Origin of the sequence: Streptomyces sp. NPDC006879 (assembly GCF_042869595.1) — a bacterium.
Lineage (GTDB): Bacteria > Actinomycetota > Actinomycetes > Streptomycetales > Streptomycetaceae > Streptomyces.
This window is the reverse complement of record NZ_JBIAGC010000030.1, coordinates 1-25,672: the sequence shown is the minus strand read 5'-3', so window position 1 is coordinate 25,672 and position 25,672 is coordinate 1. Positions and strand designations below refer to the sequence as shown.

Annotated in this window: 30 protein-coding genes and 1 pseudogene; 15 read left to right on the top strand and 16 right to left on the bottom strand. The window is 70.0% G+C overall.

Annotated elements, in window-relative coordinates; translation table 11 throughout:
* The first annotated feature begins 25 nt into the window (after nucleotides 1-25).
* The gene (locus tag ACFYMC_RS21030; RefSeq protein ID WP_388527413.1) at nucleotides 26-556 is read left to right on the top strand and encodes a hypothetical protein; all 531 of its coding nucleotides are present in this window, start codon (nucleotides 26-28) and stop codon (nucleotides 554-556) included.
* 40 nt (nucleotides 557-596) lie between these two features.
* Here ACFYMC_RS21030 and ACFYMC_RS21025 read toward each other — a convergent pair whose 3' ends face one another.
* Entirely contained in the window at nucleotides 597-1,013 is a 417-nt protein-coding gene (locus ACFYMC_RS21025) for an arsenate reductase ArsC (protein WP_388527410.1), read from the bottom strand.
* Between the two features lie 144 nt (nucleotides 1,014-1,157).
* Here ACFYMC_RS21025 and ACFYMC_RS21020 point away from each other — a divergent pair, with 144 nt between their 5' ends.
* The 3 genes from ACFYMC_RS21020 to ACFYMC_RS21010 all read left to right on the top strand — a co-directional run bounded on the left by ACFYMC_RS21020 (nucleotide 1,158) and on the right by ACFYMC_RS21010 (nucleotide 2,740).
* Nucleotides 1,158-1,472 carry an ArsR/SmtB family transcription factor gene (locus ACFYMC_RS21020; RefSeq protein ID WP_388527407.1) on the top strand — a complete coding sequence of 105 codons (315 nt, stop codon included), beginning with the start codon at nucleotides 1,158-1,160 and terminating at the stop codon, nucleotides 1,470-1,472.
* Between the two features lie 106 nt (nucleotides 1,473-1,578).
* A complete protein-coding gene (locus ACFYMC_RS21015) occupies nucleotides 1,579-2,391 on the top strand; it encodes an aquaporin (protein WP_388527404.1) in 813 nt (270 codons plus the stop codon).
* 70 nt (nucleotides 2,392-2,461) lie between these two features.
* A complete protein-coding gene (locus ACFYMC_RS21010; protein WP_388527403.1) occupies nucleotides 2,462-2,740 on the top strand; it encodes a hypothetical protein in 279 nt (92 codons plus the stop codon).
* A 25-nt stretch (nucleotides 2,741-2,765) separates the two neighbouring features.
* Here the strand turns inward: ACFYMC_RS21010 and ACFYMC_RS21005 are convergent, their stop codons facing one another.
* Together ACFYMC_RS21005 and ACFYMC_RS21000 are read right to left on the bottom strand one after the other, a co-directional pair.
* Nucleotides 2,766-3,260 carry a GNAT family N-acetyltransferase gene (locus ACFYMC_RS21005; RefSeq protein WP_388527400.1) on the bottom strand — a complete coding sequence of 165 codons (495 nt, stop codon included), beginning with the start codon at nucleotides 3,258-3,260 and terminating at the stop codon, nucleotides 2,766-2,768.
* Nucleotides 3,260-3,625, bottom strand: a complete 366-nt coding sequence (locus ACFYMC_RS21000) for an ArsR/SmtB family transcription factor (RefSeq protein WP_388527397.1) — start codon at nucleotides 3,623-3,625, stop codon at nucleotides 3,260-3,262. Before ACFYMC_RS21000 ends, ACFYMC_RS21005 begins: the two co-directional genes overlap by 1 nt.
* Nucleotides 3,626-3,739: 114 nt before the next feature.
* On the opposite strand from ACFYMC_RS21000, the gene ACFYMC_RS20995 reads away from it, so the two are divergent.
* Nucleotides 3,740-5,155, top strand: a complete 1,416-nt coding sequence (locus ACFYMC_RS20995) for an FAD-dependent oxidoreductase (protein WP_388527394.1) — start codon at nucleotides 3,740-3,742, stop codon at nucleotides 5,153-5,155.
* A gap of 49 nt (nucleotides 5,156-5,204) precedes the next feature.
* Here the strand turns inward: ACFYMC_RS20995 and ACFYMC_RS20990 are convergent, their stop codons facing one another.
* The 5 genes from ACFYMC_RS20990 to ACFYMC_RS20970 all read right to left on the bottom strand — a co-directional run bounded on the left by ACFYMC_RS20990 (nucleotide 5,205) and on the right by ACFYMC_RS20970 (nucleotide 9,447).
* Nucleotides 5,205-5,675, bottom strand: coding sequence for an iron chaperone (locus tag ACFYMC_RS20990; RefSeq protein WP_388527391.1), 471 nt, complete (start codon nucleotides 5,673-5,675; stop codon nucleotides 5,205-5,207).
* Between the two features lie 189 nt (nucleotides 5,676-5,864).
* Nucleotides 5,865-6,488, bottom strand: coding sequence for a glyoxalase (locus ACFYMC_RS20985; RefSeq protein ID WP_388527388.1), 624 nt, complete (start codon nucleotides 6,486-6,488; stop codon nucleotides 5,865-5,867).
* Between the two features lie 151 nt (nucleotides 6,489-6,639).
* A complete protein-coding gene (locus ACFYMC_RS20980; RefSeq protein WP_388527385.1) occupies nucleotides 6,640-7,050 on the bottom strand; it encodes a VOC family protein in 411 nt (136 codons plus the stop codon).
* Between the two features lie 274 nt (nucleotides 7,051-7,324).
* Complete coding sequence (locus tag ACFYMC_RS20975; protein WP_388527383.1) at nucleotides 7,325-8,221, bottom strand: RNA polymerase sigma-70 factor; 897 nt, start codon at nucleotides 8,219-8,221, stop codon at nucleotides 7,325-7,327.
* A 29-nt stretch (nucleotides 8,222-8,250) separates the two neighbouring features.
* Nucleotides 8,251-9,447, bottom strand: coding sequence for an NAD(P)/FAD-dependent oxidoreductase (locus ACFYMC_RS20970; protein WP_388527381.1), 1,197 nt, complete (start codon nucleotides 9,445-9,447; stop codon nucleotides 8,251-8,253).
* Between the two features lie 218 nt (nucleotides 9,448-9,665).
* Between ACFYMC_RS20970 and ACFYMC_RS20965 the strand changes: the two genes are divergently transcribed.
* The 3 genes from ACFYMC_RS20965 to ACFYMC_RS20955 all read left to right on the top strand — a co-directional run bounded on the left by ACFYMC_RS20965 (nucleotide 9,666) and on the right by ACFYMC_RS20955 (nucleotide 13,275).
* Nucleotides 9,666-12,071 (top strand): heavy metal translocating P-type ATPase, encoded by a 2,406-nt coding sequence (locus ACFYMC_RS20965; RefSeq protein ID WP_388527378.1) that lies wholly within the window; start codon nucleotides 9,666-9,668, stop codon nucleotides 12,069-12,071.
* 252 nt (nucleotides 12,072-12,323) lie between these two features.
* Nucleotides 12,324-12,992, top strand: coding sequence for a DUF998 domain-containing protein (locus tag ACFYMC_RS20960; protein WP_388527375.1), 669 nt, complete (start codon nucleotides 12,324-12,326; stop codon nucleotides 12,990-12,992).
* Nucleotides 12,993-13,062: 70 nt separating this feature from the next.
* Nucleotides 13,063-13,275 carry a DUF4287 domain-containing protein gene (locus ACFYMC_RS20955; RefSeq protein WP_388527373.1) on the top strand — a complete coding sequence of 71 codons (213 nt, stop codon included), beginning with the start codon at nucleotides 13,063-13,065 and terminating at the stop codon, nucleotides 13,273-13,275.
* Nucleotides 13,276-13,464: 189 nt separating this feature from the next.
* Here the strand turns inward: ACFYMC_RS20955 and ACFYMC_RS20950 are convergent, their stop codons facing one another.
* Both ACFYMC_RS20950 and ACFYMC_RS20945 read right to left on the bottom strand, forming a co-directional pair.
* On the bottom strand, nucleotides 13,465-13,866 hold the full coding sequence (locus ACFYMC_RS20950; RefSeq protein ID WP_388527370.1) for a PPOX class F420-dependent oxidoreductase: 402 nt from the start codon (nucleotides 13,864-13,866) through the stop codon (nucleotides 13,465-13,467).
* A 135-nt stretch (nucleotides 13,867-14,001) separates the two neighbouring features.
* The gene (locus tag ACFYMC_RS20945; RefSeq protein WP_388527368.1) at nucleotides 14,002-14,262 is read right to left on the bottom strand and encodes a hypothetical protein; all 261 of its coding nucleotides are present in this window, start codon (nucleotides 14,260-14,262) and stop codon (nucleotides 14,002-14,004) included.
* A gap of 213 nt (nucleotides 14,263-14,475) precedes the next feature.
* Here ACFYMC_RS20945 and ACFYMC_RS20940 point away from each other — a divergent pair, with 213 nt between their 5' ends.
* From ACFYMC_RS20940 to ACFYMC_RS20930, 3 genes are all read left to right on the top strand, one after another.
* Nucleotides 14,476-15,036, top strand: a complete 561-nt coding sequence (locus tag ACFYMC_RS20940) for a carboxymuconolactone decarboxylase family protein (RefSeq protein ID WP_388527366.1) — start codon at nucleotides 14,476-14,478, stop codon at nucleotides 15,034-15,036.
* Nucleotides 15,033-15,914 carry an RNA polymerase sigma-70 factor gene (locus ACFYMC_RS20935; RefSeq protein WP_388527363.1) on the top strand — a complete coding sequence of 294 codons (882 nt, stop codon included), beginning with the start codon at nucleotides 15,033-15,035 and terminating at the stop codon, nucleotides 15,912-15,914. The genes ACFYMC_RS20940 and ACFYMC_RS20935 overlap by 4 nt, the downstream gene beginning before the upstream one ends.
* A gap of 350 nt (nucleotides 15,915-16,264) precedes the next feature.
* A complete protein-coding gene (locus tag ACFYMC_RS20930) occupies nucleotides 16,265-16,741 on the top strand; it encodes a cupin domain-containing protein (RefSeq protein ID WP_388527360.1) in 477 nt (158 codons plus the stop codon).
* 173 nt (nucleotides 16,742-16,914) lie between these two features.
* On the opposite strand, the gene ACFYMC_RS20925 is transcribed toward ACFYMC_RS20930, so the two are convergent.
* Complete coding sequence (locus tag ACFYMC_RS20925) at nucleotides 16,915-17,721, bottom strand: alpha/beta fold hydrolase (RefSeq protein ID WP_388527357.1); 807 nt, start codon at nucleotides 17,719-17,721, stop codon at nucleotides 16,915-16,917.
* A 149-nt stretch (nucleotides 17,722-17,870) separates the two neighbouring features.
* On the opposite strand from ACFYMC_RS20925, the gene ACFYMC_RS20920 reads away from it, so the two are divergent.
* A complete protein-coding gene (locus ACFYMC_RS20920) occupies nucleotides 17,871-18,722 on the top strand; it encodes a helix-turn-helix transcriptional regulator (RefSeq protein ID WP_388527354.1) in 852 nt (283 codons plus the stop codon).
* A 306-nt stretch (nucleotides 18,723-19,028) separates the two neighbouring features.
* Here the strand turns inward: ACFYMC_RS20920 and ACFYMC_RS20915 are convergent, their stop codons facing one another.
* Nucleotides 19,029-19,970 carry an alpha/beta fold hydrolase gene (locus ACFYMC_RS20915; RefSeq protein WP_388527352.1) on the bottom strand — a complete coding sequence of 314 codons (942 nt, stop codon included), beginning with the start codon at nucleotides 19,968-19,970 and terminating at the stop codon, nucleotides 19,029-19,031.
* A gap of 126 nt (nucleotides 19,971-20,096) precedes the next feature.
* Here ACFYMC_RS20915 and ACFYMC_RS20910 point away from each other — a divergent pair, with 126 nt between their 5' ends.
* Nucleotides 20,097-20,732, top strand: coding sequence for a TetR/AcrR family transcriptional regulator (locus tag ACFYMC_RS20910; protein ID WP_388527349.1), 636 nt, complete (start codon nucleotides 20,097-20,099; stop codon nucleotides 20,730-20,732).
* Between the two features lie 245 nt (nucleotides 20,733-20,977).
* Here the strand turns inward: ACFYMC_RS20910 and ACFYMC_RS20905 are convergent, their stop codons facing one another.
* Nucleotides 20,978-21,316 (bottom strand): MerR family transcriptional regulator, encoded by a 339-nt coding sequence (locus tag ACFYMC_RS20905; RefSeq protein WP_388527346.1) that lies wholly within the window; start codon nucleotides 21,314-21,316, stop codon nucleotides 20,978-20,980.
* A gap of 1,077 nt (nucleotides 21,317-22,393) precedes the next feature.
* Nucleotides 22,394-22,702 carry an SCO5918 family protein gene (locus tag ACFYMC_RS20900; protein ID WP_388527530.1) on the bottom strand — a complete coding sequence of 103 codons (309 nt, stop codon included), beginning with the start codon at nucleotides 22,700-22,702 and terminating at the stop codon, nucleotides 22,394-22,396.
* Between ACFYMC_RS20900 and ACFYMC_RS20895 the strand changes: the two are divergent.
* Nucleotides 22,697-22,840: pseudogene (locus ACFYMC_RS20895) on the top strand (helix-turn-helix domain-containing protein); the annotation flags it as partial. The gene ACFYMC_RS20900 and the pseudogene ACFYMC_RS20895 overlap by 6 nt on opposite strands.
* 21 nt (nucleotides 22,841-22,861) lie before the next feature.
* On the opposite strand, the gene ACFYMC_RS20890 reads toward ACFYMC_RS20895, so the two are convergent.
* Nucleotides 22,862-24,379, bottom strand: a complete 1,518-nt coding sequence (locus ACFYMC_RS20890; protein ID WP_388527343.1) for a DEAD/DEAH box helicase — start codon at nucleotides 24,377-24,379, stop codon at nucleotides 22,862-22,864.
* Nucleotides 24,380-24,675: 296 nt separating this feature from the next.
* A complete protein-coding gene (locus ACFYMC_RS20885) occupies nucleotides 24,676-24,879 on the bottom strand; it encodes a cold-shock protein (protein WP_388527341.1) in 204 nt (67 codons plus the stop codon).
* A gap of 508 nt (nucleotides 24,880-25,387) precedes the next feature.
* Here ACFYMC_RS20885 and ACFYMC_RS20880 point away from each other — a divergent pair.
* Nucleotides 25,388-25,531 carry a hypothetical protein gene (locus ACFYMC_RS20880; RefSeq protein WP_388527338.1) on the top strand — a complete coding sequence of 48 codons (144 nt, stop codon included), beginning with the start codon at nucleotides 25,388-25,390 and terminating at the stop codon, nucleotides 25,529-25,531.
* Nucleotides 25,532-25,672 lie beyond the last annotated feature (141 nt).

Here is a 25,672-nt window from a genome sequence, read left to right as displayed (position 1 = left end):
CACCCCCTACAGGAGGATCACCTTGTTGAGGATCTCGCGCGGCGCCGCCGTGCTCGCGCTTTCGCTCGCGGCGCTGACCGTGTCTTGCTCGGCCGATGCTGAACCGACCGCTCAGCCCGCCCGTCCGTCCGTCGCCGCGCCGAGCGCGACGGTCGCGGCAGACCCCGAGGCGGAGACGACGGCGGAAGTCCAGCAGAATCCGGCGGACGCTCCGCAGGCTTCGGCGGGCGGGGAACCGGCCGCACAGCCGGTGGAGTTGGTCCGGGACGCCTTCGCGACTCTCCAGGCGACGCTCGGTGAATCGTGCACCCCGGGCAACTGCGAGTACTTCCTTGGCCGGGTCTACCGGGAGCTCGATGAGCTCGGGGCCGCGATGAAGGCGGACCCCAAGGGGCCGGGCCATTTCCCCGAGCCGCTGGCCTGGATAGCGGACCTCAAGGAGGCCCTCGGCGGCGACCGGTCCTTCGACAACCTCAAGAAGCACCAGGAAGAGTTGATCGGAACCCGGGACAAGATCAACACCTGGATGCAGGACCACCCGGACGACTACCGTTGATCGGGTCCGCGGGCCCGGGCGTGCGCCGGGGCCCGCGGCTTCAGGCGGCCGGTCCGGGGGCGATCTCGGCGATCAGACCCTCGACGAGCTCCTTGATCTGGTCGCGGATCGGACGGACGGCTTCGACGCCCTGGCCGGCCGGGTCATCCAACTGCCAGTCCAGGTAGCGCTTGCCCGGGAAGACGGGGCAGGTGTCGCCGCAACCCATGGTGATGCAGACGTCGGACGCCTGGACTGCCTCGACGGTCAGGATCTTGGGGGACTGCGCCGACATGTCGATGCCGACCTCGCGCATGGCCGCCACGGCGGCGGGGTTGACCGACGCGGCCGGGGCGGAACCTGCGGAGCGCACCTCGATCCGCTCCCCTGCCAGGTGGCTCAGCCAGGCGGCGGCCATCTGTGAGCGGCCGGCGTTGTGGACGCAGACGAACAGCACGGAGGGCTTGGCGGAGGACATGGTTTCTTCCTTCACGGTGGGCGGGGTTCGTCGTGCGGGTCGGGCGGTGCACGGGGGGGCGAACGCGGCTGGTTCGTGCGGGAGGCGCAGCCGTGGATCAGCCCTTGCTGGTGTCAGTCCATGCTGATGTGACAGTATCAGTCCATGATGACGTCAGTCGACACTGATCTGATTCGGGTTCTGGCCGACCCGCTCAGGCTCCAGATCGTGACCCTCCTCGCCCGGGAGACGCTCTGCACCACCCACCTCGTGGAGGAGACCGGTGCGAAGCAGACGAACCTCTCCAACCACCTGAAGGTGTTGCGGGAGGCCGGCGTCGTCGAGACCGAACCATGCGGGCGGTTCACCTACTACCGACTGCGTCCAGAGGTACTGGAAGGCCTTGCCGACCAGTTCGCCGCTCTGGCGCGGGTCGCCCGCACCTCCGCCGAAGCCAACCTCAAGCGGTCCTGCCCCTGAGGGGGACGGCTACGGGCGGGACCGACCGCCCGGCCCCCGCCCGCAATGCTGCGCCGTCCACCGCGAGACGGCTGTGCGCCCGCCTCACCTGCCCGAGGAGAACCCGTTGACCGCCACCGAGCCCACCGGCGCCACCCCACCCGCCACGGGGGAGCCCATAGCCGCAGACCGGCCGCAGCCGGCTCCCGGTGCGACCCCGCCCCGCGCCCCGCTGGTCTCCCGGGCCGCGGCCGAGTTCATCGGCACCGCGGCCCTGGTCGCGGTCGTGGTCGGTTCCGGCATCCAGGCCACCGAGCTCACTGACGACGTCGCACTGCAACTGCTGGCCAACTCCACCGCCACCGTCTTCGGCCTCGGCGTGCTCATCGCCCTGCTCGGCCCGGTCTCCGGAGCGCACTTCAACCCGGCCGTCACGGTGGCCGAGTGGTGGACCGCCCGACGCGGTGGACCCGGCGTCACCGTCCGCGAACTCGCCGTCTACCTGCCCTCACAGGTTCTCGGTGGCATTGCCGGTGCGATCCTCGCCGACGCGATGTTCGGCGAGCCGTTGGTGAAGTGGTCCACCCACGACCGTTCAGCCGGGCAACTGCTCCTCGCCGAGGTCGTCGCGACCGCCGGTCTGATCATGCTGATCTTCGGTCTGGCCCGCACCGACCGGCTCCGCTTCGCTCCCGTGGCGGTGGCCTCCTACATCGGGGCCGCGTACTGGTTCACCTCCTCCACATCCTTCGCCAACCCCGCCGTGACCGTCGGCCGCGCCTTCACCGACACCTTCGCGGGGATCGCTCCGGGCTCCGTGCCGGCCTTCATCGGCATGCAGTTCGTCGGCGCCGCGGTGGGCTTGGCCCTGGTGGCGGTCGTGTTTCGCCACGGCGCCCATGGCCGCCCGCCCGCCGCCCGCCCGGACGCCGCAAGCTGACCCACCGAAGCGATGGCCCTTAACCTGGAAGGGCGCACCTTCGGGGGGTCGTCCCGCGGGAGGCAGGTCGATGAGACGGCGTCACCACTTCCACGTCGACCACGCGGGCCACTCGGTCAGTGCCACCGTCCAGACCGGACGACACCCGGTGGTGGAGGTGCTGGTGGACGGCAAGGAAACGGGACACCTCACGACCGAGCGCGATCGCCCCGTGATCCTCCACGTCGAACTGCCCACCGATCCCCCGATGCCCGCTGAGGTCAAGGCCACACCGGGTCCCGGTCTTCCGCGCTGCGTCCTCCAGGTGCCCGGCGGCGAGCAGTACGTCATGTCCCCGCGACCGTACTGAGTGTGTCCGCGCCTGGTCGGCGGCTTCAGCCCACGGTGGGGCTGCGCCGCTCCAGCAGCACGACGTCACGCCAGCGGCCGTGCTGACGCCCGATGCGTTCCCTGGTGCCGACGCTGCGGAAGCCGGACCGTTGGTGGAGGCTCAGGCTGGCGGCGTTCTCGGGGAAGACGGTGGCCTGGAGGGTCCAGACGCCCGCCGACTCGCTGGAGGCGATGAGGGCGGCCAGCAGGGCCCGGGCCACGCCCTGGCCGCGCGACCGCGGGTGGACGAAGACCGAGTGCTCAAGCACTCCGGCGTAGGCCTGACGGGGGGACACCCTTCCGGCAGCGATCCATCCGAGTACCTGGCCGTCCTCGCCGAGCGAGACGAACCGGTGCTCGGGCAGCTTGGCCGCGTCGAAGGCCGCCCAGGTCGGTGCCGCCGTCTCGAAGGTGGCCTGGCCCTCGTCGATGCCCGCCCGGTATATCTCCAGCACCGATTGCGCGTGGGAGGGCAGCATCGGGGCGATGTGCGCCGTCATCAGGACCGGACCGTGGGGAGCAGGGCGCTCATGGCGGCGATCACTGATGGCTCCACCCGGTAGTAGACCCAGGTTCCGCGGCGCTGTGAGGAGAGCAGGCCGGCTTCCTTGAGCTTCTTGAGGTGGTGCGAGACGGTGGGCTGGGAGACTCCCACGTCCGAGATGTCGCAGACGCAGGCTTCCCCACCTGGGTGGGAGGCGACGAGGGAGAACAGGCGTAGGCGCACCGGGTCGCCCAGGGCCTTGAACATCCGCGCGGCGGTCTCGGCCTCTTCGGCTGCCAGTGGGCGCTCGTTGAGCGGCGGGCAGCACGGCGCACTTGCGGTGCCCGGCTCGGCCAGGGGCAGTGCCCTCGTGTTCGACATGCATCTATGTTGACATGCGTCGAATCAGTGGGCGAGGGGACGGCCGGCACCCGACCCAGTTGATTAGATGAATGTCTATGTTGACGCATGTCGATGCAGGGTCCATGCTGGTCCATGCGACACATCGATGAATGTCGAATCAGAAACGGAGTCCCCGTGACCACCACCGACTTCCCCGCAGCGCCTCCCCTGCCCGTCGTGGTCATCGGCGCGGGACCGGTAGGTCTCGCCGCCGCCGCCCACCTCCTCGCGCGCGGGCTGGAGCCACTCGTCCTGGAAGCCGGGCCGCACGCCGGCACCGCCGTCCGGGCCTGGGCGCACGTGAGACTGTTCTCCACCTGGGCCGAGCTGACCGACCCTGCCGCGGAGAAGATCCTCGCCCCGAACGGATGGGTCCGACCCGACGGCGCCACCTACCCGACCGGCGGCGACTGGGCCGCGAAGTACCTCCAGCCGCTGGCCGACGCGCTCGGCGACCGGGTCCGCTACGACGTGAAGGTCACCGGAGTCTCCCGCGCCGGCCGCGACCGGGTGGTCGACGCCGACCGCGGAGCCCAGCCGTTCACCGTCCACATCACCACGCCGGACGGTGCGCAACAGCGGATCCTCGGTGCCGCCGTGATCGACGCATCCGGAACCTGGTCCAACCCGAACCCCCTCGGCGCGGACGGACTGCCCGCCCTCGGCGAGCGGGCAGCCGCCGACCACGTCTCCTACCGCGTACCCGACCTCAAGGACCCCGCACAGCGAAGCCGCTACGCGGGGCGGCGCACCGCCGTCGTCGGCTCCGGCGCCTCCGCCTTCACCGCCCTCGCGGCCCTGGCCGGCCTCGGCGCCGAAGAGCCCGACACCTCCGTCCAGTGGATCCTGCGGCGCGGTATCGGCGGCGCCACCTTCGGCGGCGGTACGGCCGACCAACTCCCCGCCCGGGGCGCCCTGGGGCTCGCCGCCAAGGCCGCCGTGGCGGACGGTCGCGTCGAGGCCGTCACCGGCTTGCGCATCGCGGCTGTGGAGCCCGCCGCCGACGGCCGACTCGTCCTCGTGAGTGAAGACGGCCGTCGCCTCGACCCGGTCGACGAGCTGATCTGCCTGACCGGCTTCCGCCCCGACCCCGCCCTGCTCGGCGAACTCCGCCTCGCCCTGGACGAACGCCTCCAGGCCCCCACCGCACTGGCCCCGCTGATCGACCCCAACCAGCACTCCTGCGGAACCGTCTACCCACACGGCGCCAGCGAACTGTCCCACCCCGAGAAGGACGCCTTCGTCGTCGGCATGAAGTCCTACGGCCGGGCCCCGACCTTCCTCGCCTTGACCGGCTACGAGCAGGTGCGGTCCATCGCCGCGGCCCTCGCGGGAGACCACGAAGCCGCCGAGCGGGTGGAGCTGACCCTCCCGCAGACCGGTGTCTGCGGTGGCTCTGGCCTCTTCGACCAGCCCGAAGCGGCCGAGGACACCGCGGGCTGCTGCTCCTCGCCCGACACGCTGAAGATCGGCGCCCGGCCCGGCTCGACCGGTTCGGGCGGCTGCTGAACGACACTCGGGCCGCGCCGGGCCCCTGTGCCCGTGGGCAGGCGCGGGATCAGCTCACCGCGCCCTTGAGGAGCGCCCCGATGCGCTCCTCGACGGTCGCGGTGAGCTCCGTCAGGGCGTAGGCGGTCGGCCACATGGTCCCGTCATCGAGATGCGCCTGGTCGCTGAAACCCAGCGTGGCGTACCGCGTCTTGAACTTGTGCGCGCCCTGGAAGAAGCAGACCACCTTGCCGTTCCTGGCGTAGGCCGGCATGCCGTACCAGAGCTTCGGGGCGAGTTCCGGCGCGTTCGCCTTGACGATGGCGTGCAGCCGCTCGGCCAGCACACGGTCCGCCTCCGGCATCTCGGCGATCTTCGCGAGCACCTCGCTCTCCAGGTCCGCCTTGGCACCGCGGCGCGCCTTCTTCTTCAGCTCCCCGGCGCGCTCCTTCATCGCATCCCGCTCTTCTTCGGTGAACCCTTCGTGCCGCTCAGCGGTCTCGTCGGTGCTCTTGGCCGCGGACGGTCGCGTGCGATTCATTACCGTTTTCCTCTCTCGCAAAGCTTGGCTCATGCCTGCCCACTCATCCCAGGACAGCGCACGGTGGCGGCTACGGCACCTCGCGGCGTTGGCGGGACACCCCGCCACACCGGTACTGCCGACGACTCCATCGCGGGAACACCCCGCCGCCTTGCGGCGCGCCGCATCCGACGCCGCGCGGCGGCCCGATCAGGACGCGGCGGCCATCGACACGGTCTCCCAGGCGAAGCCGTCCGGGTCGGTGCACGATCCGGCGACACCGCCCAGTACGAGCCGGTGCGACCCGGCGCCCTCGACGAAGACGCCGAGGTCCTTGGCGAGGGCGCGACGCCCGTACAGCGCCAGCGTGACGGAGTCCGCCGGAGCCTCGAACTCGACGTACTTGCGTCCGAAGCTCCGGGCCACGGTGAGGCCGTGCTCGACGTAGAACTGCCTGCTCTCCGCCACGTCCGCGGCTCCCAGCAGCACCACGAGCCGGTCGATCCGCCCGGTGGCCCTCGCGGAGTCCTTCCTCGCCGAGGTCGCGACCTTCCAGATCGTCCCGTCCGGGGCCTGCACCACGCCGCCGAACCCCCAAAAGGACTTGGAGGCGGGCTTCAACGACGTGGCCCCGGCGTCGAGGGCGGCACCGAGGAAGCCGTTGACATCCGCGGGCTGGGATACCGTGAGCGACACCGCGAACCCGCGGAAGCCAGCCGACGGAGCCCCAGAGGCCCGCAGGCGTACTCGGCTGCCCACGCCGAAGGCGGTGTAGAAGCGTTTGGCGGCCCTGGGGTCGGCCACTTCAAGGGTGAGGGAGTCGATGGGGTTCATGGCTGTCACGCTAGTGACTCAGGGGCTCCCGGCGCTTCTCGATTCCTGATCGTTGCGGACACCGTCCCTCCCCGCGCCAGGGCCCCTCACCGCAGGACGCCGGCGTTGAGCCGCCGTCGTCACGTCGCGCCCACCGGGCGGTGCGGCGGGGTCAGCGGACTTCCTGGAAGCGGACCAGGTTCCCCGCGGGATCGCGGAAGGCGCAGTCTCGAACCCCGTACGGCTGCGCGGTCGGTTCCTGGACGACCTCGGCGCCCTGGGCCCGCAACTTCTTGAAGGTGCCATCGAGGTCGGGGGTGGCCAGCAGGATCCATCCGTAAGTGCCCTTGGCCATCATCTCGATGATGGTGCGCCGCTCGTCCTTGGTGATCCCGGGGTCGGCGGCCGGCGGCGCCAGCAGGATCGAGGTGCCGGGCTGTCCGACCGGGCCGACCGTGATCCAGCGCATCCTGCCCTCACCGACGTCACTTCGGACTTCGAATCCGAGGCCATCGCGGTAGAAGGCCAGTGCGGCGTCCGGGTCGTCCTGCGGGAGCGCCGTGGTGTGAATGGTGATCTCCATGGCACAAAGCTAAGGGCTGTCCCGGACCACCCGGTGGGTCAGGGCGCGGCGTCCTTGCGGTGCGCCGCGAGGCGGAGGGGCGCCTTCATACCGGGTGCGCTCGGGTGATTCGACGACGCGGCGAGGCGCCGTGGCTGTCCTCGTGCGCCCGCCGCGGTGTGGGGGACGGCCCGTGGGGCGCCTTCCTGGGCGCTTGCCGGATCAGCGCCGGTTTGGACCTCCGCCCCCGTACCCCGGCCGCCCTTGGGTGGGGCGCAGGCGTTGCTCGCCGTTGTCAACGCAGGGTGAGTGGGGTTTGGGCGCTGAGATGGGTCAGTTTCTCGGGATTGCGGACGAAGTAGAGGCCGGTGATCCGGCCGTCCTCGACGTGGACGGCCATCACGCCGTCGAACTCGCCGTCGACGAGCACAGCCAGCGCCGGGCCACCGTTGATCACGGTTGGCTCGCAGGCGATGGTGGCGGCGGCCTTGGCGGAGCCGCCGAGATAGAAGCGGACGATCTTCTCGGCGCCGACGACGGGTCGGAGCGCGGCACGCTTGATGCCGCCGCCGTCACTGAGCAGGACGACGTCGGGTGCGAGCACATCGAGGAGGTCCTGAGGGTTCCCGGTCTCCAGGGCGCGCCGGAACGACTCAACTGCCGCCCGGGCTTCCCGCGGGGACGCTGCCCTACGGGGGCGGCGGGCGCCGATGTGCTGGCGAGCGCGGTGTGCGATCTGCCTGACGGCGCCGGGGCTCTTGCCGACGGCCTCGGCGATCTCGTCGTAGTCGACCTCGAAGACCTCACGCAGGACGAACACCGCCCGCTCGGTCGGCGACAGGCTCTCCAGAACGAGCATCATCGCCATCGACATGCTCTCGGCGAGCTCGGCGTCTTCGGCCACGTCCGGAGTGGTGAGCAGCGGCTCGGGCAGCCACTGGCCGACATACGCCTCGCGGCGTCGCTTCATGGTGCGCAACCGGTTCAGCGCCTGCCGGCTCGTGATCCGCACCAGGTACGCCCGCTGGTCACGCACATGAGAGAGGTCTGCTCTGATCCAGCGCAGCCACGTCTCCTGGAGGACGTCCTCGGCGTCGGCCGCCGAGCCGAGCATTTCGTAGGCGACGGTGAAGAGCAGGTTCCGGTGGGCGACGAAGACTTCGGTCGCCGCGTCCGGGGTGTGGTCGGTCAACGCTCGTCTCCTCTTCTCGCGCCCCCCGGTCAGGCTGTCCGCCTGGTCGCGGCCGACGAGTTGGCGCCAGCGGCCCGGAGCAGCTGTTGGCGATGCCCGCCCTTGGGCCAGGTGTGCGAACCGGGCTTGTGGGCCTCCTCCACCAGGTGCTTGACGCTGAACTGGCAGGAGAGTTCCTTGAGTTTGGCACCGGCCCAGCCGCCGACGTACAGCCTCGTCGCGGTGTCGTCCTTCCGTGCGAGCTGGAAGACGGCGGAGCGACGGCCCAGGCTGATGCACATGGCGGGGAAGGACAGGTTGACGGGATTCGGTCGCTCTCCCGCGATGCGGCCCAGCACCGTGTCGGCGGCGTGTGCTCCCAGGCATCCTGCGGCGTAGGCACTCATCCGGAACGGCAGGTTCGATGGCGCCGCGGAGTCGCCGGCGGCGACGATGTGCTCGTCGTCGATGCTGGTCAGCGTCTCGTCCGTGAGCAGGCGCCCCACCGGGTCGGTGCTCAGTCCGCTGCGCGCGGCCAGATCCGGCACGGCGAAGCCCGCGGTCCAGACGGTGATCTCGCCGGGTAGTTCGCGACCGTCGCAGAGGTGTACGGCCCGGTCCGTGACCGCCTTGACCTTCGTGTCGGGTCCGTCGAGCACCCTCACCCCGAGCCGGGCGAGTTTCCGGGAAGCCGTTCGTCGGGCGCGAGGGTGCAGGTAGGGACCGAGCATCCCTCCGGTGACCAAGGTCACCCGTCGGCCGCCCTCGGCCAGCTCCGCGGCCGTCTCCATCCCGGTCGCGCCGGCTCCGACGACCGTCAGCGCCGCCGAAGCCGGTGCGGCGTCCAGGGCCGACCGCAGCCGCTGCGCAGCCTCCAGGGTGGCGACCGGGTAGGCGAACTCGGCCGCCCCCGGGACGTCCAGCCCTCCGCTGCCGCTACCCGCCGCGTACACGAGGTGGTCGTAGGGGACCGAGCCGCCTCGCGTCAGGGTCAGGCGGTGCTTCGCCGCGTCGATCTGCGTCACGGTGTCGACGAGCAGCCGAACGCCGTTGGCCAGGATCTGGCGGTAGTCGACGACCGCTTCGTGGGACCCGCCCACCAGCTGGTGCAGGCGCAGGCGCGGGACGAAGACCGAACGAGAGTTGATCAAGGTCGCGGTCACGTCGGCGCGCTGTGTCAAGCGGTTGGCGGCCATGACCCCGGCGTATCCGCCGCCCATCACGACCACCTCGGTGTGTCCAGCCATGGTGTTTCCTCCCTCTCAGATCCCTCTCAGGTGTTCGGCCTCAAGACACCGGGCGAGCGGAAGCTGTGACGCACCGTGACCCAGATCACTGGCGCGAGTAGGTCTCCGGCGGCTGCTCTGCCGTTGCGGCACCGCGGCAACGGCCACAGGCTGCAAACAGGCCACGGGAAAGAGCCCTGGCCGAGTCGGGCCACGGAAGACCCCAGAGGGGAGCGGGCATGTGCGATCCCCAGCCGGGCGATGCCGGCAAGGAACGCAGTACCGCGGTGCTGGACGTGCGGGGCATGGTCCGCGCCAGCCAGCAGAACACCGTGGCCGCCGTGCTGGGCCGCCGCCCGGGTGTACTGGACGTCGAGGTCAACCCGGTGGCCCAGTCGGCCACGGTCGTCTTCGACCCGCGGCGGACCTCGCTGCGTGAACTGCGCAGCTGGGTGACCGAGTGCGGCTACCACTGCGCCGGCCAGTCGGTGCCCGCCCATATCTGCGACCCGCTGGACGAGCCGGACCCGCCCGGAGCCGCGGGAACAGCCGAGGCCGTGCCCCCCGTACACCAGGGGCGCGGGCCGGAGCGCGGTACGGCGCCAGACGCGGCGGACGGCCACGGCGGGCACCCGGGGATGTCGATGGCGGCCATGGTGGCCGATATGCGCAACCGCTTCCTCGTGGCGGTGATCTTCTCCGTTCCGATCGTGATCTGGTCCCCGATCGGTGAGGAGGTCTTCGGCTGGCACGCGCCCGTGCCGTTCGGGCTCCGGCAGGACGTGTGGGCGCTCCTGCTGAGCCTGCCCGTGATCCTCTACTCGTGCTCGATCTTCTTCGCCGGCGCCGTGCGGGCACTGCGCGCCCGGACGCTGGACATGATGGTGCTGGTGGCCGTAGGCGTCGGCGCGGGCTGGCTGTACTCGCTGGTCATCACGCTCACCGGTGGCGGGGACGTCTTCTATGAGGCCGCCACCGTGCTGGCGTCCTTCGTCCTGCTTGGCCACTGGTTCGAGATGCGGGCCCGAGGCGGCGCCAATGACGCGATCCGCACCCTGTTGGACCTTGCGCCGCCCAGGGCCGTGGTCCTCAAGGACGGCGAACCGGTCGACGTCGCCACCGCCGAGGTGGCCGTCGGTGACCTGCTACTCGTCCGCCCCGGGACGAAGATCGCGGCGGACGGTGTCGTGGAGGCGGGCGAGAGCGAGGTCGACGAGTCGACCGTGACGGGGGAGAGCTTGCCGGTGCACAAAGCCCCGGGCTCCACCGTGGTCGGCGCCACCCTCAATGCCAACGGCACCCTGCGGGTACGGGCGACCAAGGTGGGTGCGGACACCGCGCTGGCCCAGATCGTCCAGCTGGTCCAGGAAGCCCAGAACTCCAAGGCCCCGGGACAGCGGCTCGCCGACCGGGCCGCGTTCTGGCTGGTCCTCGTCGCCCTCGCCGGTGGCGCACTCACGCTCGCCGTCTGGCTGCTGGCCACCGATCGGCCGTTCAGCACCGCGATGCTGTTCGCCATCACGGTGGTCGTCATCACCTGCCCGGACGCGCTGGGGTTGGCCACCCCCACCGCGATCATGGTCGGTACGGGGCTGGGAGCCAAGAGGGGCGTCCTCTTCAAGAACGCCATGGCCTTGGAGGCGTCCGCCGGAATCCAGACCGTGGTGATGGACAAGACCGGCACCCTCACTCGGGGCGAACCCGAGGTCACCGAGGTGATCACCGCACCGGGCCGCGAAGAGGCCGAAGTCCTGCGCCTGGTAGCGGCGATCGAGCGGGAATCCGAGCACCCGCTCGCCGAGGCCGTCGTACGTCATGCCGAGTCGCGCGGGGTGGAGCCGGCTCAGGCCCGCCACTTCGAGAACGTGCCCGGCCACGGGGCGACCGCGGTGGTGGACGGACACCGGGTGGCCGTGGGCAACCGCCGGCTGGTCGAACGCGAAGGCGTGGATCTCGGACCGTTGGCCGCCCGCCGGGGCGAACTCGCGGCCACCGGGCGCACCGTCGTCATCGCCACCATCGACGGCCAGGCCGCGGCCCTCATCGGCATCGCCGACGCACCACGGGAGACCTCCTCGGCCGCCGTGCGTGAACTGCACGCCCTCAGCATCGAGGTCGTCATGCTCACCGGTGACAACCGGGCCACCGCCGAACGGATCGCGCGGCGCCTGGGCATCGACACCGTCATCGCCGAGGTCCTGCCGGGCGACAAGGCGGCCACCATCGCTGAGCTCCAGCGCGGCGGTCGCAAGGTCGCCATGGTCGGCGACGGTGTCAACGACGCCCCGGCCCTCGCGCAGGCCGATCTCGGGATCGCCATCGGCGCCGGTACCGACGTCGCCATCGAGACCGCCGACCTCGTACTGATGCGCTCCGACCCGCTCGACGTCCCCACCGCCCTGCGTATCGGCCGCGGCACCCTGCGCAAGATGCGACAGAACCTCGGCTGGGCCATCGGCTACAACGCCATCGCCCTGCCCGTGGCCGCAGGCGTCTTCGAACCTGTCACCGGCCTGGTTCTCCGCCCGGAGATCGCCGCGCTGTCCATGTCCGGATCCAGCGTGATCGTCGCAGTCAACGCCCTCGCCCTCAAGCGCCTGCGTCTTTCGGGGCCGCAAGGACCCGATACCGTGCGGCCGTCCTGACGTCCGGGGTGGTCGCCGGCCACCCTCCAAGCGGTTCGTCGCGCCCCGCGCGGCGCCTGTTGCGGTGACATCGACCCTGCGGGCCAACGGAACAGCGCCCGGGCTGAACCGCAGCACCCGCAGGGCGGGTTCGGTGGAGTCGCTCGCACACAGGTGGAGACATGTGATGCAGCACACACTGTCGTGAGCGATGACTTGGCCCCTTGCCGTCGGTCATACGAACACCGAACTCGACGCAAGGAAGGCACCGCCATGACCCACACGCTCACCGCGCCCGGCGAGTTCGTCTCCGTCGCACCCCCGCCGCGAACTGCGGCGCGGCGGACCACCATCGGCGCCGTCGTGGCGGGCCCGCTGTTCCTGGCGGTCGGACTCGCCCAGGGCCTGGCGCGGGACGGCTTCGACTTCAGCCGCAACGCGATCAGTCAACTCGCCCTCGGCGAGTCGGGCTGGATCCAGACGGTGAACTTCCTGCTCACCGGAGCGCTGTTGCTCGCGGGTGCGGCCGGGCTGCGGAAGGTGCTGCGCGGTGGCCCGGGCGGAACCGGGGGCCCGCTCCTGGTCGGCCTCTTCGGCGCTTCGTTCTGGGCTGCCGCGCTCTTCCCGGCCGACGCGGGGGCGGGGTTCCCCGAAGGCTCCGCGGACACCACGGTGATCAGCGGCCACGGGGCGGCGCACATGCTCGCCGGGATGATCGGCTACCTCGCCCTGTGTGCCGCGTTCGTGGTCCTGGCCCGCCCACTCGCCGCCCGGGGCCACCGTCGTTGGGCTCGCGCCTCTCGCCTGATGCCCGTGGCCGTCCTTGTCGGCTTCACGGCCAGTGCCGCCTCGGTGATGGCCTTCACGGCTGGTGCGGGCCTCGGCCTGCTGGCGTTGACCGCGGTGACGGCCCGTCTGAACGTCCGAAGGAACCACGAGTAGCGCCGTCCGGCGTTCTCGACGTGCACCACTGCCAGGCCAAGACCGATTCAACAGGAAACGGATACATGCCATGACCGACGCGGCAAAGGGCCCCGCCAGCTACTTCCCTTCCATCGAGCAGAAGCACGGCCGTCCGATCTCCCAGTGGAAGGGTCTGATCCGTTCGTCTCCGCTGACCGGGCACATGGAGCTCGTGTCCTGGCTCAAGTCCGAGTACGGTCTCGGACACGGCCATGCCAACGCCTTGGTGGCGCACACCCTCGCTGAGAGCCGTGGCGGGTGAGCGGTCGTCAGGTCGTGCCGTCCAGCTGGTAGAGCAGCCGAACTCGCCGTGGACGTCACGGAGTACACGCCGCCCAAGGCCCGGTCGACCCGGGCCGGTGTGGAGCGCCGGTCCGCGGTCGAGTCGGTTCTCGCCCAACCGGGTGGGCGAGAAGTTCTCCTTTGACGGGCCGTACCGGCTGCATGCCCGTCAGATGTTGCCGACGACCTTCCGAGGGGTCAGTCGCACCACTACGCGCGTGCCGTCGCTCGTCGAGTCCGGGTTGAACTCGCGGTATTCCTTCCCGGTGTACTTCTGGGACAGCTTGTCGATCAGCTCCTGCCCTCCCTCGGTGGTCACCGTGACCTCGCCTCGAAACTCGACGTAGGTGTAGGGGTTGTCGGCGGGGTTGACGAGGACGGCCACCCGCGGGTCCCGGGCCATGTTCCGGGTCTTCTGCCGGTCCTGGGTGGTGGAGAACAGCAGGTCGTCGCCGTCTCGCAGCACCCACACGACGGACTGCTGCGGGCTGCCGTCGGGCTGGAGGGTGCTCACGACCGCGAACACCCGAGAGTCCAGCAGTTCCTTCACCCGCGCCGGCATCTCCATCATGACCACTCCTCACATCGCGGAAAGTTCCACAGTGGGCACACAGCGTAATGGGGGTGCGTCCGTCGACGACTCAGCCCCGGGCCGGGGCCCGGGGCTTTGTCGTGCACGTCCGCGGCACGGCCCCGCGGGCGTACGTCAGCTGCCTTGCTGCTGCCCGCTGTCCGAGTGGTCGATGACGTTGCCGTTGGCGCAGGTGTTCTGGGGGCTGCTGCTCCAGTCGCTCAGGGCCGGCACCACGGCGACCTCCTGCGTGCACACGTCGGCGGTGGTGAAGTTCCAGTTGTTCGCCGCGTTGACCCCACCGCCGAAGTTGGTGTCGTCGTCGGCGGCGAAGGCGGGCGTGGCGGCGGAGAGCGCCGCGGCGGCCAACAGGCCACAGGTGATGATCTTTCGCATGTCCTGAGAACGCGTCCCCACCGCGCAGGTCACGCGTTCGGGCCGGCTCTCCCTGCGTACGCTTCTTGAGCCGACCTCGTCCCCTGAGACCCCCGTGGGGGTCTCGCACGTAGACGAGTCTTTGATGTCACGGTCCTGGGAGCTGCTCTGTCCTACCTCCAGAAGCATCCGCACAAGCCCGGAACCTGCCGGACCCCGGAACCTGGAGGCCCCATGACCGCCCGAATCTCGCTCACCCCGCCTCGCACCCTGCTGAACCGCTTCGGCTCCTGGTACTCGCGGCGGATGTACGGCAAGGTGCTCGATCCCGGGCTCGCGATCGGCCACAACCGCAAGGTCCTGCTCACGTACGTCAAGCTGGAGCGCTCCGTGGCCAAGTGGAACGCGCTCGACCCTGCCTTGAGGCATCTCGCCGTGATGGCCGCCGCGGCCCGGATCAACTGCTCCTGGTGCATGGACTTCGGCCACTGGGAGGGTGACGAGCTCGGCCTGTCGAGCGACAAGATCTCCCAGGTACCGCAGTGGCGGGACCACCGAGAGGCCTTCACCGAGTTGGAGCTCCAGATCATGGAGTACTCGGAGGCCATGACCGAGACCGAGCCCAGTGTCACCGACGGGCTCGCCGCAGCGTTGCTGGGGCGGCTGGGGGAGGCCGCCTTCGTGGAACTCACCGCCGTCGTCGCCCTGGAGAACTGGCGTTCCCGGATCAACAGCGCCTTCGGCCTGACCAGCCAGGGATTCTCCGAGGCCTGCGAGGTACCGTCTCGTGCGTGATTGAAGTCGCCGTGTTCGAACAGCACCGCCGGATGCTCTTCGGCATCGCCTACCAGATGCTCGGAAGCGTCGCGGACGCCGAGGACATGGTGCAGGACACCTGGCTCCGCTGTAGCCAGGTGTCCGGTCAGATTGACAATCCGCGCGGCTACCTGGCCCGCACGGTCACCAATCTTGCGCTCAACCGCTTGAAGTCGGCGTCCGTCAGGCGGGAGCAGTACGTCGGCCCCTGGCTCCCCGAGCCGCTGGTCACCGTGCCGGACGCCACCGGGGGCGCGGAGGTGGCCGAGTCGGTCTCGCTCGCGATTTTGGTGGTCCTGGAAAGCCTCTCGCCGCTGGAGCGGGCGGTCTTCGTACTCAAGGAGGTGTTCGCCTTCTCGTATCGGGAGATCGCCGAGACGCTCGACCGCACCGAGGCCTCGGTGCGCCAGGTCGGCTCCCGGGCCAAGTCGCACGTCCGCGGACGTCAGCCGCGTTATACGGCCTCGGATGAGGTGAGGCGCGAGGTCAACGACGAGTTTCTGGCCGCGTGTCTCGGGGGCGATCTGAACCGCATGCTGGAACTTCTTGCTCCGGACGTCACCGTATGGAGCGACGGCGGCGGAAAGGTCAAGGCGGCCCTGCGCCCGCTGCACGGCGCCGAGAACGTGGCCCGGTTCCTCGCAGCCGTGCTCGCCCAGCCGATGGAGGACCCGCGCTTTGTGGCCATCGACGTCAATGGTCGGCCGGGTCTGCTGATCACTACGGTTGGCCGGCCGGACAGCGTCAGCTGCGCAGAAGTCGAGAACGGCCGGATCACCGAGATACGGGTCATCCGCAACCCCGACAAGCTCCTCCACCTGGCCCGACCCGCCGCCGGAGGGTGCGGCAAGGAGTGAGGAGTCCGGACGATGGCGCGGGCCAAGGTCTTTGACCTGGGCTCCGGGAGGGAGGCGCGGTACGCGCTACAACTGCGGCTTGGGGGGGGCACCAGCAAGACCGCAGCTCGTCCTTGGCCAGCGGTGAAACGGCTCGGGAACGCTCCTCGGTCCGGCCGCGGGTGGTCCGAGGTCAACTTCGGCACCGATCCGTACGCACCGGGCGACCACAGCGGATCGCGTTCGTTCGGCAGCCCTTAGGCTCGCGCGCTTAAGGCCAGAAGAGCCCATGGCTCTGAGATCGTTGAGGTGGGCTGACGCAAGACCGCGACCGAGTACCGCGTACCACCTTCGTTGACCGGGAGACAAGCATGACCATCAAGGACATCGGGCCGGCACCTCAGAGCTTCGACCTTGAGGAGGCGACGCTCGGGAACACCAACCATCGCACGGTCGCCTGGTCCGGGAAGTACCTTCAGCTGACCCTCATGTCGATCCCGGTGGGCGAGGACATCGGCTTGGAGGCGCACCCGGAGACTGACCAGTTCCTCCGACTCGACGCCGGCCGGGGCCGAGTCCAGATGGGCAGCACCAAGGGCCAACTCGACTTCGACCGGGAGGTCGAGGACGGCTGGGCGATCTTCGTACCCGCAGGCACCTGGCACAACGTCACCAACATCGGTGACGAGCCCCTGCGGCTCTACGCCGTCTACGCGCCGGTCCACCACGCGTCGGGCAAGATCCATGCGACGGCCGCCGACGCGGAGCGGGACGAGGACGCAGGCGGCGACGAGCCGCCGAGCTGGTCGGTCCAGCCTGTCCGGCGGCCGTCGGACGAGCACGCCTGACCCACGAGGACGTATGACGACGTCGGGTCGGGGAGCAGGCGTCCGCCCTCGCCACCGCGTGCCGGGGGCGGTGATTCGCCGGTGACTGCGACGATGGCGCCCGGCCTCCTGGACCATCCGGACGCGAGCCCCGCCCGGTGCGTCGGCTGACCCGTCATGGTGTCAGGCCGCGCTCAGTCGCCGGCCGTCGTGGGGCTCTCGATGAAGTCGGTCACGAGCTTGACGAAGGCGTCCTCCTGCTCGAAGAACATGACGTGGCCCGCGTCCACCTCGGCGTACGAGCTGCCCGCGATCGCGGCGTGCAGGGCCCGGCAGTGCTCGATCGGGACGGTGATGTCCTGGGTGCCCGCGATCACGAGAGTGGGGGTCTCGATGCGGGGCAGCATGGGCCGGATGTCCACCCGCAGGTCGTAGTCCACGTGCCGCAGGGTGCCCGCGGTGGGCGGAATGTTGGAGACGAGGGTCTCGAACGCTTCGGGGCCGATGGAGTTGAGGAATCCGCGGCTGAATCCGGTCATCGCCACCGCGCGGCCGAAGGCGGCGGGGTTGTTGGAGGCGCCGAGGTCCTGCCAGAGGGTGAACAGACTGCGCAGGTACGTGTCTTTGTCGGTGTGGGCCCAGCCGGCGACGAGGACCAGCCGTCGCACCAGGTCGGGGCGCTGGGCGGTCACGGTGGCGGCGACGGTGGAGCCCATCGAGAAGCCCAGCAGGTCGACCGGGCCGTCCGCCGCGTCCTCGATGACGGCGATGACCTGGGCGGCGAGGCCCTCGGCGGTCAGCGGGGCGCCGTCGTCGACGGTCGCGTCGGTGCCGGACAGATCGGGAGCGATCACCGTGTGGTCCGGGGTGAACCGGGGTGTGGTCTGCCCCCAGTTGAGGGCGGCGCCAGCTGATCCGGTGCCATGAACGAGGACCAGGGCGGGGCCCGAGCCGGTCTTCTCGTAGTGGACCTGTGCGCCGTTGACGTTGACGATGGCCATGGAGTGCTCCTGATCCGCGGTGTCGGCCGGGGCGTTCGTGCTCCGGTCGGGCCCACAGTGCCGCCGTCCGGCAACGGCCGGGAGAGACCTGCCTGCCCTGGGATCGGCAGTCCCTGGTGGGGGCCCTGTCCGTCCGACAGGATGACCATATGAAGATCGACCGTGAGGCAGTCGCCGACTTCCTGCGCCGCTCGCGTGACCGGGTACGGCCCCAGGACGTGGGACTGCCCGTCGGTCCGCGGCGGCGCACGCCGGGCCTGCGCCGCGAGGAGGTCGCCCAGCTTGCGGGCATGTCGGCGGACTACTACATCCGCCTCGAACAGGCCCGCGGACCGCAGCCCTCGCCGGAGATGCTCGCCGCCCTGGCCCGCGCCCTGCGCCTGTCCGACGACGAACGCGACCACCTCCACCTGCTGGCCGGCCGACGCCCGCCCGCCCCCCGCACCTCGGGCGACCACGTCAGCCCGGGCCTATTGCACCTGCTGGACCAGATGCCCGTCACGCCGGTCCAGGTACTCAGTGACCTCGGTGACGTCTTGGCCCAGAACGCGATGGCCGAGGCCCTCCTCGGCGGCGTGTGCACGGTGTCCGAGCACGGCCGCAACGTGGTCTGGCGCTGGTTCGCCGACCCGGCCCAGCGCACCGCGTACCCGCCGGAGGAACACCAGTACTACAGCCGGCTGCACGTCGCGGACCTGCGGGCGACAGTGGGCCGACGGACCGCAGACCCGGCCGCGACCCGCCTCGTGGAGCGGCTGAAGGCGACCGGTGAGGAGTTCACCGCCCTGTGGGAACTACACGAGGTCTCCGTACGCCGGGCCTCTCGCATGCGCGTACTCCACCCTCTGGTCGGCCGGGTCGAACTGGACTGCCAGGTCCTGCTCGCCCCGGAGGGAGACCAGCGCGTGGTCCTGTACACCCCGCCCGTCGGTAGCGACACCGCCGAACGCCTCGCGCTCCTCAAGGTGGTGGGCACCGGCCAGTTCACCGCCTCCGATTGACGGGCGGCACGGCATGCGAGGCGTGCCGCACCCTCCTCCGCGGTGGCTGCCGACCTGCTTGACCTCCATGAGGAAGCCCCAGGTCGCTGACCTGGGGCTTCGTCGTGGAGCGGATGGCGGGAACCGAACCCGCGCCGTAGGCTTGGGAATCACCCGGAACTTGGCCGTGTGTACGCCCCCTACCTGCTGGAATGTCAGACAGCTGACCTGTCCTGGCTGGTTGTGCGCACCCCGTGTTGACTGTTCTTCATCGTTCTCGCTGGCGCGCAGTGGGCGCCGCCGGCGCTCCTTTCCCCTGCCGTCGTCCTACGCGCCGCCGACCGCAGCAGGGTCGAGGGAGTCGACGTCTTCCATGAAGGACAGCATCCGGGTGTTGACCACGTCGGGGTGGTCGATCTGCGGGCCGTGGCCCGTTGCAGTGATGATCTCGGCGCGCGCTCCGGGGACGAGGCGCGGAACACGCTCCAGCTGTCGCTTGGGGTGTACGAGCAGGCTGTGCTTGCCCATGATGAGGTAGAGCGGGGTCCGGATGGATCGCAGCGCGTCCTCGGCCAGCGGCAGCGGTGCGGGGCGGCGGATCCGGTACGCGCGGGCGCCGAGGTGGATCCACTTGCGCATCTCGGGGACGGCGATGACCGGCTGGTCCAGCCATTTGGCGAGCCGGGGACGGAGCGCCTTCGGGGCGAAGGTGGCGAACAGGCTCACGAAGACCCAGGCGAAGAAGCGCAGGCCGACCTTCTCCAGGCCGCCGGGGTCGAGCGCGGTGACCGAGGCGAGCCGTCCGGGCCGCCGGTGGGCCTGGTTGAGCACGAGCCAGCCGCCGTAGGAGGATCCGACGAGGTGGACCCGGCCGAGGCCGAGCGCGTCGAGGGCCTCGTCCATCCACTGCGCGGCGCGCTCGGGCTGCCACATGGGCTCGCGGTGGACGCTGCGGCCCGCGTCGCCGGGGGTGTCGAGGGCGTAGACGGGGCGGTCGAGGCTGAGCCCAGGTGTGTTGGGGTACCACATCGCCGAGCTGTATCCGGCACCGTGGATCAGGACGATCGGCGTCCGGGAGTCAGCGGCCGGGTCAGAGGGCCCGTACCGGTAGACGTGGGTGGTGCCGAAGCTCGTCTCCACGTCCATCTCGGAGCGGGCGGGTGCCCCCATCGCGTAGAGGACGTCGGCGGCGGCGAAGTAGCGGTCGCGCAGGGCGTCGTTGACGTAGCGGCCGACGTCGCGGCGTACGCGGGTGGTGTTCTCGGGCACGGCGGCACCTCCGGTGAAGATCCGTTCTTCGTGGTACGACCGTACCACCAATGTGGTACATCGGTACCATGAAGGGGGCGGGTGGCGGAGTGCGAACCCACTGTCGACGGGCGGAGATGCGGGAACATGCCGAAGCGTGTGGATCACGAGGAGCGGCGCGCCCAGATCGCCGAGGCGCTCATCCGGGTCGCGGGGCGGCGGGGGCTGCATGCCGTCGGCATGCGCGACGTGGCCGCGGAGGCCGGTGTCTCGCTCCGACTCGTGCAGTACTACTTCGAGACCAAAGAGAAGCTGCTCTTCTACGGCCTCGGGCACCTGACCGACCGCTTCACCGCGAGGGCGGGTGCCCGCTTGGCCGCGGCCGGCCCCGACCCGGGCCCGCGCGCCATGGTGGAGGCGCTGCTGCTGGCCTCGCTGCCTACCGACGAGGAGAGCCGCACGTTCCACCTGCTGTACAGCTCCTACGCGATCCTGTCGGTGACCGATGAGGCGCTCGCCGCCCAGCCCTTCATCGACAACCCCGACGCCGCGGAGAACGCCATGACCAAACTCCTGGAGCAGGCGCAGGGGGCCGGCCTGGCCGACCCGGACGCCGACGCGCGCACGGAGGCGATCAGCCTGCTCGCGATGGCGGCGACCATGGGTACCAGCATCCTCGTGGGCCAGCGGACTCCGGAGACGGCGATCGCGGTGCTCCGCCACCACCTGGATCGGATCTTCAAGGCTGCGGGGGCCTCAGAGCGGGTAGTGGCATCGAAGTGACGCGTCACGAAGGACCGCGGAAGGATTCAGCAACAAACAAGCCCCAGGTCGCTGACCTGGGGCTTCGTCGTGGAGCGGATGACGGAAACCGAACCCGCCCCATGAGCTTGGAACCATCCGGCGCTTGGGCCCGCTCATCGCCCCTGAACTGCGAGAAGGTTCGGCCGGGGTGCCGTCCCGGCTGCTCTTTCAGCCCTTGCGCGCAGACCGCACGTTCCCGAGGGGGTTGAGGGTCTCAGTTCGCTTCAGGTGGCGGTCTTAGGGTTCGGGGATCCTGCGGCCTTGCGGTATTCGGCGTTGATGCGCTGGGCTTCCTCGAGCTGGTCTTCGAGGATGATGATGCGGCAGGCAGCCTCGATGGGGGTGCCTTGGTCGACGAGTTCCCGGGCGCGTGCCGCGATGCGCAGTTGGTAGCGGGAGTAACGACGATGTCCGCCCTCGGACCGCAGCGGGGTGATCAGGCGGGCCTCGCCGATGGCACGCAGGAAGCCCTGGGTGGTGCCGAGCATGGCGGCGGCCCGGCCCATCGTGTAGGCGGGGTAGTCGTCGTCGTCAAGGCGGCCGAACGAGTCGTCTGCGGTCATTGCACCTCTCTCATGGAACGCATCGAGGGGCCCTGGTGCCGTACGGCACCAGGGCCCCGAAGGAACTACTACACCATCTGTCGGCCCTGATACTGCGCCGACCTCCTGTTTCCGCCGCTCCGGCCGACTTGCTGCCGGGAGTGCGGGGATCGCGGTTGCTTGACCGGAGACCACCTCACTATCGATGTCCTGCGGTACCCGGGCTCAGCCTTCGGCCCGGGCGATCCTGATGGCGCCTGGCTCCTCCGTTCTTCCTCATTGACCAACTGCTGGTGGCCTGTCACAGCGCCACTCTTCGGCAGCCAGCCCCGTTGCCCATCCTGCAACTGCTCTGGCTTGGAACCCCACTGCCGAACTTCCCGGTACGCGCGCCCGCAGCCGACGCCTTTACCGAGGTACCGCTCACTGACTGCACTGCTGGTACTGCCACTACTTCAACTGCGGTACTGCTCCTGGCGGCCCCTGATGACTGCGGGCCACCCGGTCCGGCCGTCAGTCCCGTCGCCGTCCTGCAACCGCTCTGGCTTCGGAACTCCACCACCGCACCGACTTGCGAACTGCGACTGCCTGTACTGCTGCCCGGCAGTTCGTCTCTGCCGGGCCCTTCGGTCTCTCTGGGCTACGAGAGAAACCATACCCACGCCACCGCTCAATGTCTACTTCGGCCAGGATAGATTTTCGTGTGCCTCGGACTGAGCTAGCTGCCCGTGGTGGTCTTAGGTATGCAGGGCGGTCATCGCTGCTGGTCAGGCCCATGGGCGTGGCGGCAGCCGGACGCGGGGGTTCGGTGTGGCGCCGATGCGCAGTGCTTCGACTACTACTTCCGGCGTGGCCCATCGTCTCGGCCGAGCGACTGCCCTCGCCCGGCGCGCCTCTCGCGGCGAGATGTGGAGTGCCCTACTCGCCAGGGGCGCGACCGCTGGCGGGGGTGGGACGGCCGCCGGGAGGGTCCGCCGACACATCTGCACTTGCACATGGTCCGCACCCTTCAGGGGACCGGTGGGGATCCCGGAGACGGGCGGGACGTATCGGGCCCTCCTCGCTACTCGGCCAGTGCCGCGCCCACCGCTCAGGCGGTCAGAATGTCGCCGGAACGCCGAGCATTGCGGACGCCTGCTGGAGCGGGCCGAGGGGGTGCGTCGGCGCGGTGGCCCTGGGCCGGACGCGGCAGGTGAAGCCGAGCCGCGCGATGGCCCGGAGAACTTCGCCGGTGCTGAAGTCGCGTCGGTCCTGGCGGGTGACGATCTGGCCGACCTGCTTGGCGGGGTAGATGCGGCGGCCGATGGTCAGGGACTCGCCGGTGACCGGCTCGGGCTTGACACCCTTCACCGATTCCAGGACGCCGCCCTTGGTTAGGTCGAACGGGAAACGGGCGCGGCTGTGCAGCTCCGCTACCACTTGCGCGTCTATCCCGAACCCGGCCAGCGCCGCGCGCTGGCCGGGGCGTTCGGGTGCGCCCGCGTGGTCTTCAACGACGGCCTGCGGGCCCGGCAGGAAGCGCACGCGGCAGGGCTGCCGTACGTCAAGGACCTGATCAAGTGGCCCTCAGGCCGCCGCGTCGAAGGAGGACCGCCGCCCGTTGACGCGCCGGGCAGCCGGGCGGGGCTTGCGTCGGCCGCGGGAGGCGCTGCTGCGCCGGGGCCGCTCGGTCACGGGTGCGGTGATGGTGACCGGGATCCCGGACGGGTCCTGGGCGCCGGTGATGCGGTGTAGTGCCTCTTCGCCCGGGCGGACCCGGGTGGTCTGCGGGGTGATCCCGGCGGTGGCCATCAGACGGGTCATGTCGCGGCGCTGGTTCGCGGTGACCAGGGTGACGACGCTGCCGGACTCGCCGGCGCGCGCGGTACGGCCGCCGCGGTGAAGGTAGTCCTTGTGATCGGTCGGCGGGTCGATGTTCACGACGAGGTCGAGGTTGTCGACGTGGATGCCGCGCGCCGCCACGTTCGTGGCGACCAGCACGGTGACGTGACCGGTCTTGAACTGGGTGAGGGTCCGGGTGCGCTGGGGCTGGGACTTCCCGCCGTGCAGCGCAGCGGCCCGTACTCCGCTGCTGAGCAGGTGCTCGGTCAGGCGGTCGACGGCGTGCTTGGTGTCCAGGAACATCATGACCCGGCCCTCTCGCGCTGCGATCTGCGTCGTCATGCGCTGCTTGTCGGCGGAGTGGACGTGCAGCACGTGGTGCTCCATTGTCGTCACCGCGCCGGCGGACGGGTCGACGGAGTGCACGACCGGGTCGGTCAGGTAGCGGCGCACCAGCAGGTCGACGTTGCGGTCCAGGGTGGCGGAGAAAAGCATCCGCTGGCCTTCTGGGCGTACCTGGTCGAGCAGGGCGGTGACCTGAGGCATGAAGCCCATGTCGGCCATCTGGTCGGCTTCGTCGAGGACAGTGATCGCGACCTGGTTCAGCCGGCAGTCACCGCGGTCGATGAGGTCCTTCAACCGGCCTGGCGTGGCTACGACGACCTCCGCGCCCGCGCGCAGCGCGCCGGCCTGCTTGCCGATCGACATGCCGCCGACGACCGTGTTCAGACGCAGTTTCACGGAGCGGGCGTACGGGGTGAGGGCGTCGGTCACCTGCTGGGCCAGCTCGCGGGTGGGGACGAGTACGAGAGCGAGCGGCTGGTGGGGCTCGGCGCGCTGCCCGGCGGTGCGCGCCAGCAGGGCGAGACCGAAGGCGAGGGTCTTGCCGGAGCCGGTACGGCCGCGGCCAAGGACGTCGCGGCCGGCCAGGGTGTTGGGCAGGGTGGCGCCCTGGATCGGGAATGGCACGGTCACGCCCTCCGCGCCGAGGGCGGCCAGCAGCTCCCCGGGCATGCCCAGATCGGAGAAGGCGTCGACCGCGGGCAGCGCCGGGGTGATCGTCTTCGGCGGGGCGAACTCGCCCTGTACCGCGGCGGGCCGGCGGCCGTGCCCGCCCGAGCGGCTCGGGCTTGCGGAATGGCCCGGCGCGGACGAGCCGAAGCGGCTGCCCCTAGGCGAACCAGCGCCGCCCTTGCCGAAAATGGGGTCGCCGGTGCGGCTGCGGGTGCGAGAGGAGCGCTCGTTCCTACGTGCGGAGTTCATTCAGAACCTTCCTTGGTGCGGCACGCATCAAGGAACTCCCGCTGCGGAGAACCAGCGCTGGGAATTACGAGACCGGGCCGAATGGAATGCGAAAGTGCATTTGGGCTACGGGAAATCCGTACAGGCCCAGGCGTTGAAATAGGCGACGTCCGGCGGATGTGAAATCCAGGACGGCGGTCGAGGGGTGCGACTACGAAGAGGGCGCCACATGAAATCCTGCGTCCCGCGGGGAATGCGTGCAGCTGGGGCCCGCACCCCGAGGGATGCGGGCCCCAGCTACAAAATGCGCGTCAGCGTCAGGCGGGAACGATGTTCTCGGCCGTCGGGCCTTTCTGGCCCTGCACGATGTCGAAGGCCACCTTCTGGCCTTCGAGCAGCTCACGGAAGCCTTCGGCTGCGATGTTCGAGAAGTGGGCGAACACGTCGGCGCCGTCACCGTCCTGCTCGATGAAGCCGAATCCCTTTGCCGCGTTGAACCACTTCACGGTGCCAGTAGCCATGTCATATCTCCTTGGGGCAGTACAGCGGAATCCGCACCATGCGGAGACCGCGTCGCCGCGATGATGCCCCGCCCGGAGAATGGCCGGGGAATAGAGAGCGCTCTTCAGCGGCGCGGAGGCCGACTGGAGACGCTCGAAGATTCTGGGTACCAAAACTGCAACCGAGATCGACAGTAGCATGCTGCGGCGGCTTGTGTGTGAAATTCATCCACCCTGTGCGCGGTGGTAAAAAGTCTCATCGCGGGGTCCGTTAAATCCTTAGACCGCGGGCACAGATATCGATTCGCCTGGAGTGCCGCGCCTCGAACAAGCTTGAACGGGGCGTCTGCCGTCTGCGGCGTGTACAGCCACCCGTCTGGACCCGAGTGCCCTTCCCAGAGCAGGTTCCCACGGCCCGCGAGCCGAAGGGGAGGCGCACCGCTTCGCTGCGGCCTTGCACACGCTCTTCGAAACCCGACCACCGCTTGGATCCTGTCGGCGAAGAGATGCTGGCAGGTCGCCGCATGAGGTGGCGGAGACGGTGGTCTGGCTCGCCGAAGAGAAGCGCAACCCGCCGGTCACGATCGACGACGCCGTCGCCCGACTTGCGAAAGCCGGCTTGCCGCGCTTCGCGGACCTTCTGACGCGTTACCTCGGGCACCGCGCGAGGTGACGCGGGCGTGGGTGGTGTACAGGTGGTGCGCGACGCCCGGAGAGGTCTAGACGAGTCATTCCGAATGCTGACGGTGCGTTTGGGAACGCAGACAGGGCGTCCAAGATCGATCTGTGACGAATGACCTGGACGCCCTGCTCA

Excerpts from the sequence above, each read along its gene's own strand:
- ACFYMC_RS20960 (WP_388527375.1), top strand. The coding sequence starts at position 12,324 with ATGACCCACACGCTCACCGCGCCCGGCGAGTTCGTCTCCGTCGCACCC.
- ACFYMC_RS20955 (WP_388527373.1), top strand. The coding sequence starts at position 13,063 with ATGACCGACGCGGCAAAGGGCCCCGCCAGCTACTTCCCTTCCATCGAG.
- ACFYMC_RS21000 (WP_388527397.1), bottom strand. The coding sequence starts at position 3,625 with ATGTCGAACACGAGGGCACTGCCCCTGGCCGAGCCGGGCACCGCAAGT.
- ACFYMC_RS20910 (WP_388527349.1), top strand. The coding sequence starts at position 20,097 with ATGCCGAAGCGTGTGGATCACGAGGAGCGGCGCGCCCAGATCGCCGAG.
- ACFYMC_RS21020 (WP_388527407.1), top strand. The coding sequence starts at position 1,158 with ATGATGACGTCAGTCGACACTGATCTGATTCGGGTTCTGGCCGACCCG.
- ACFYMC_RS20930 (WP_388527360.1), top strand. The coding sequence starts at position 16,265 with ATGACCATCAAGGACATCGGGCCGGCACCTCAGAGCTTCGACCTTGAG.
- ACFYMC_RS20980 (WP_388527385.1), bottom strand. The coding sequence starts at position 7,050 with ATGGAGATCACCATTCACACCACGGCGCTCCCGCAGGACGACCCGGAC.
- ACFYMC_RS20885 (WP_388527341.1), bottom strand. The coding sequence starts at position 24,879 with ATGGCTACTGGCACCGTGAAGTGGTTCAACGCGGCAAAGGGATTCGGC.
- ACFYMC_RS20995 (WP_388527394.1), top strand. The coding sequence starts at position 3,740 with ATGCGACACATCGATGAATGTCGAATCAGAAACGGAGTCCCCGTGACC.
- ACFYMC_RS20905 (WP_388527346.1), bottom strand. The coding sequence starts at position 21,316 with ATGACCGCAGACGACTCGTTCGGCCGCCTTGACGACGACGACTACCCC.
- ACFYMC_RS20890 (WP_388527343.1), bottom strand. The coding sequence starts at position 24,379 with ATGAACTCCGCACGTAGGAACGAGCGCTCCTCTCGCACCCGCAGCCGC.
- ACFYMC_RS20990 (WP_388527391.1), bottom strand. The coding sequence starts at position 5,675 with ATGAATCGCACGCGACCGTCCGCGGCCAAGAGCACCGACGAGACCGCT.
- ACFYMC_RS20965 (WP_388527378.1), top strand. The coding sequence starts at position 9,666 with ATGTGCGATCCCCAGCCGGGCGATGCCGGCAAGGAACGCAGTACCGCG.
- ACFYMC_RS21025 (WP_388527410.1), bottom strand. The coding sequence starts at position 1,013 with ATGTCCTCCGCCAAGCCCTCCGTGCTGTTCGTCTGCGTCCACAACGCC.
- ACFYMC_RS20970 (WP_388527381.1), bottom strand. The coding sequence starts at position 9,447 with ATGGCTGGACACACCGAGGTGGTCGTGATGGGCGGCGGATACGCCGGG.
- ACFYMC_RS20925 (WP_388527357.1), bottom strand. The coding sequence starts at position 17,721 with ATGGCCATCGTCAACGTCAACGGCGCACAGGTCCACTACGAGAAGACC.
- ACFYMC_RS20950 (WP_388527370.1), bottom strand. The coding sequence starts at position 13,866 with ATGATGGAGATGCCGGCGCGGGTGAAGGAACTGCTGGACTCTCGGGTG.
- ACFYMC_RS20940 (WP_388527366.1), top strand. The coding sequence starts at position 14,476 with ATGACCGCCCGAATCTCGCTCACCCCGCCTCGCACCCTGCTGAACCGC.
- ACFYMC_RS20985 (WP_388527388.1), bottom strand. The coding sequence starts at position 6,488 with ATGAACCCCATCGACTCCCTCACCCTTGAAGTGGCCGACCCCAGGGCC.
- ACFYMC_RS21010 (WP_388527403.1), top strand. The coding sequence starts at position 2,462 with ATGAGACGGCGTCACCACTTCCACGTCGACCACGCGGGCCACTCGGTC.
- ACFYMC_RS20945 (WP_388527368.1), bottom strand. The coding sequence starts at position 14,262 with ATGCGAAAGATCATCACCTGTGGCCTGTTGGCCGCCGCGGCGCTCTCC.
- ACFYMC_RS20920 (WP_388527354.1), top strand. The coding sequence starts at position 17,871 with ATGAAGATCGACCGTGAGGCAGTCGCCGACTTCCTGCGCCGCTCGCGT.
- ACFYMC_RS21005 (WP_388527400.1), bottom strand. The coding sequence starts at position 3,260 with ATGACGGCGCACATCGCCCCGATGCTGCCCTCCCACGCGCAATCGGTG.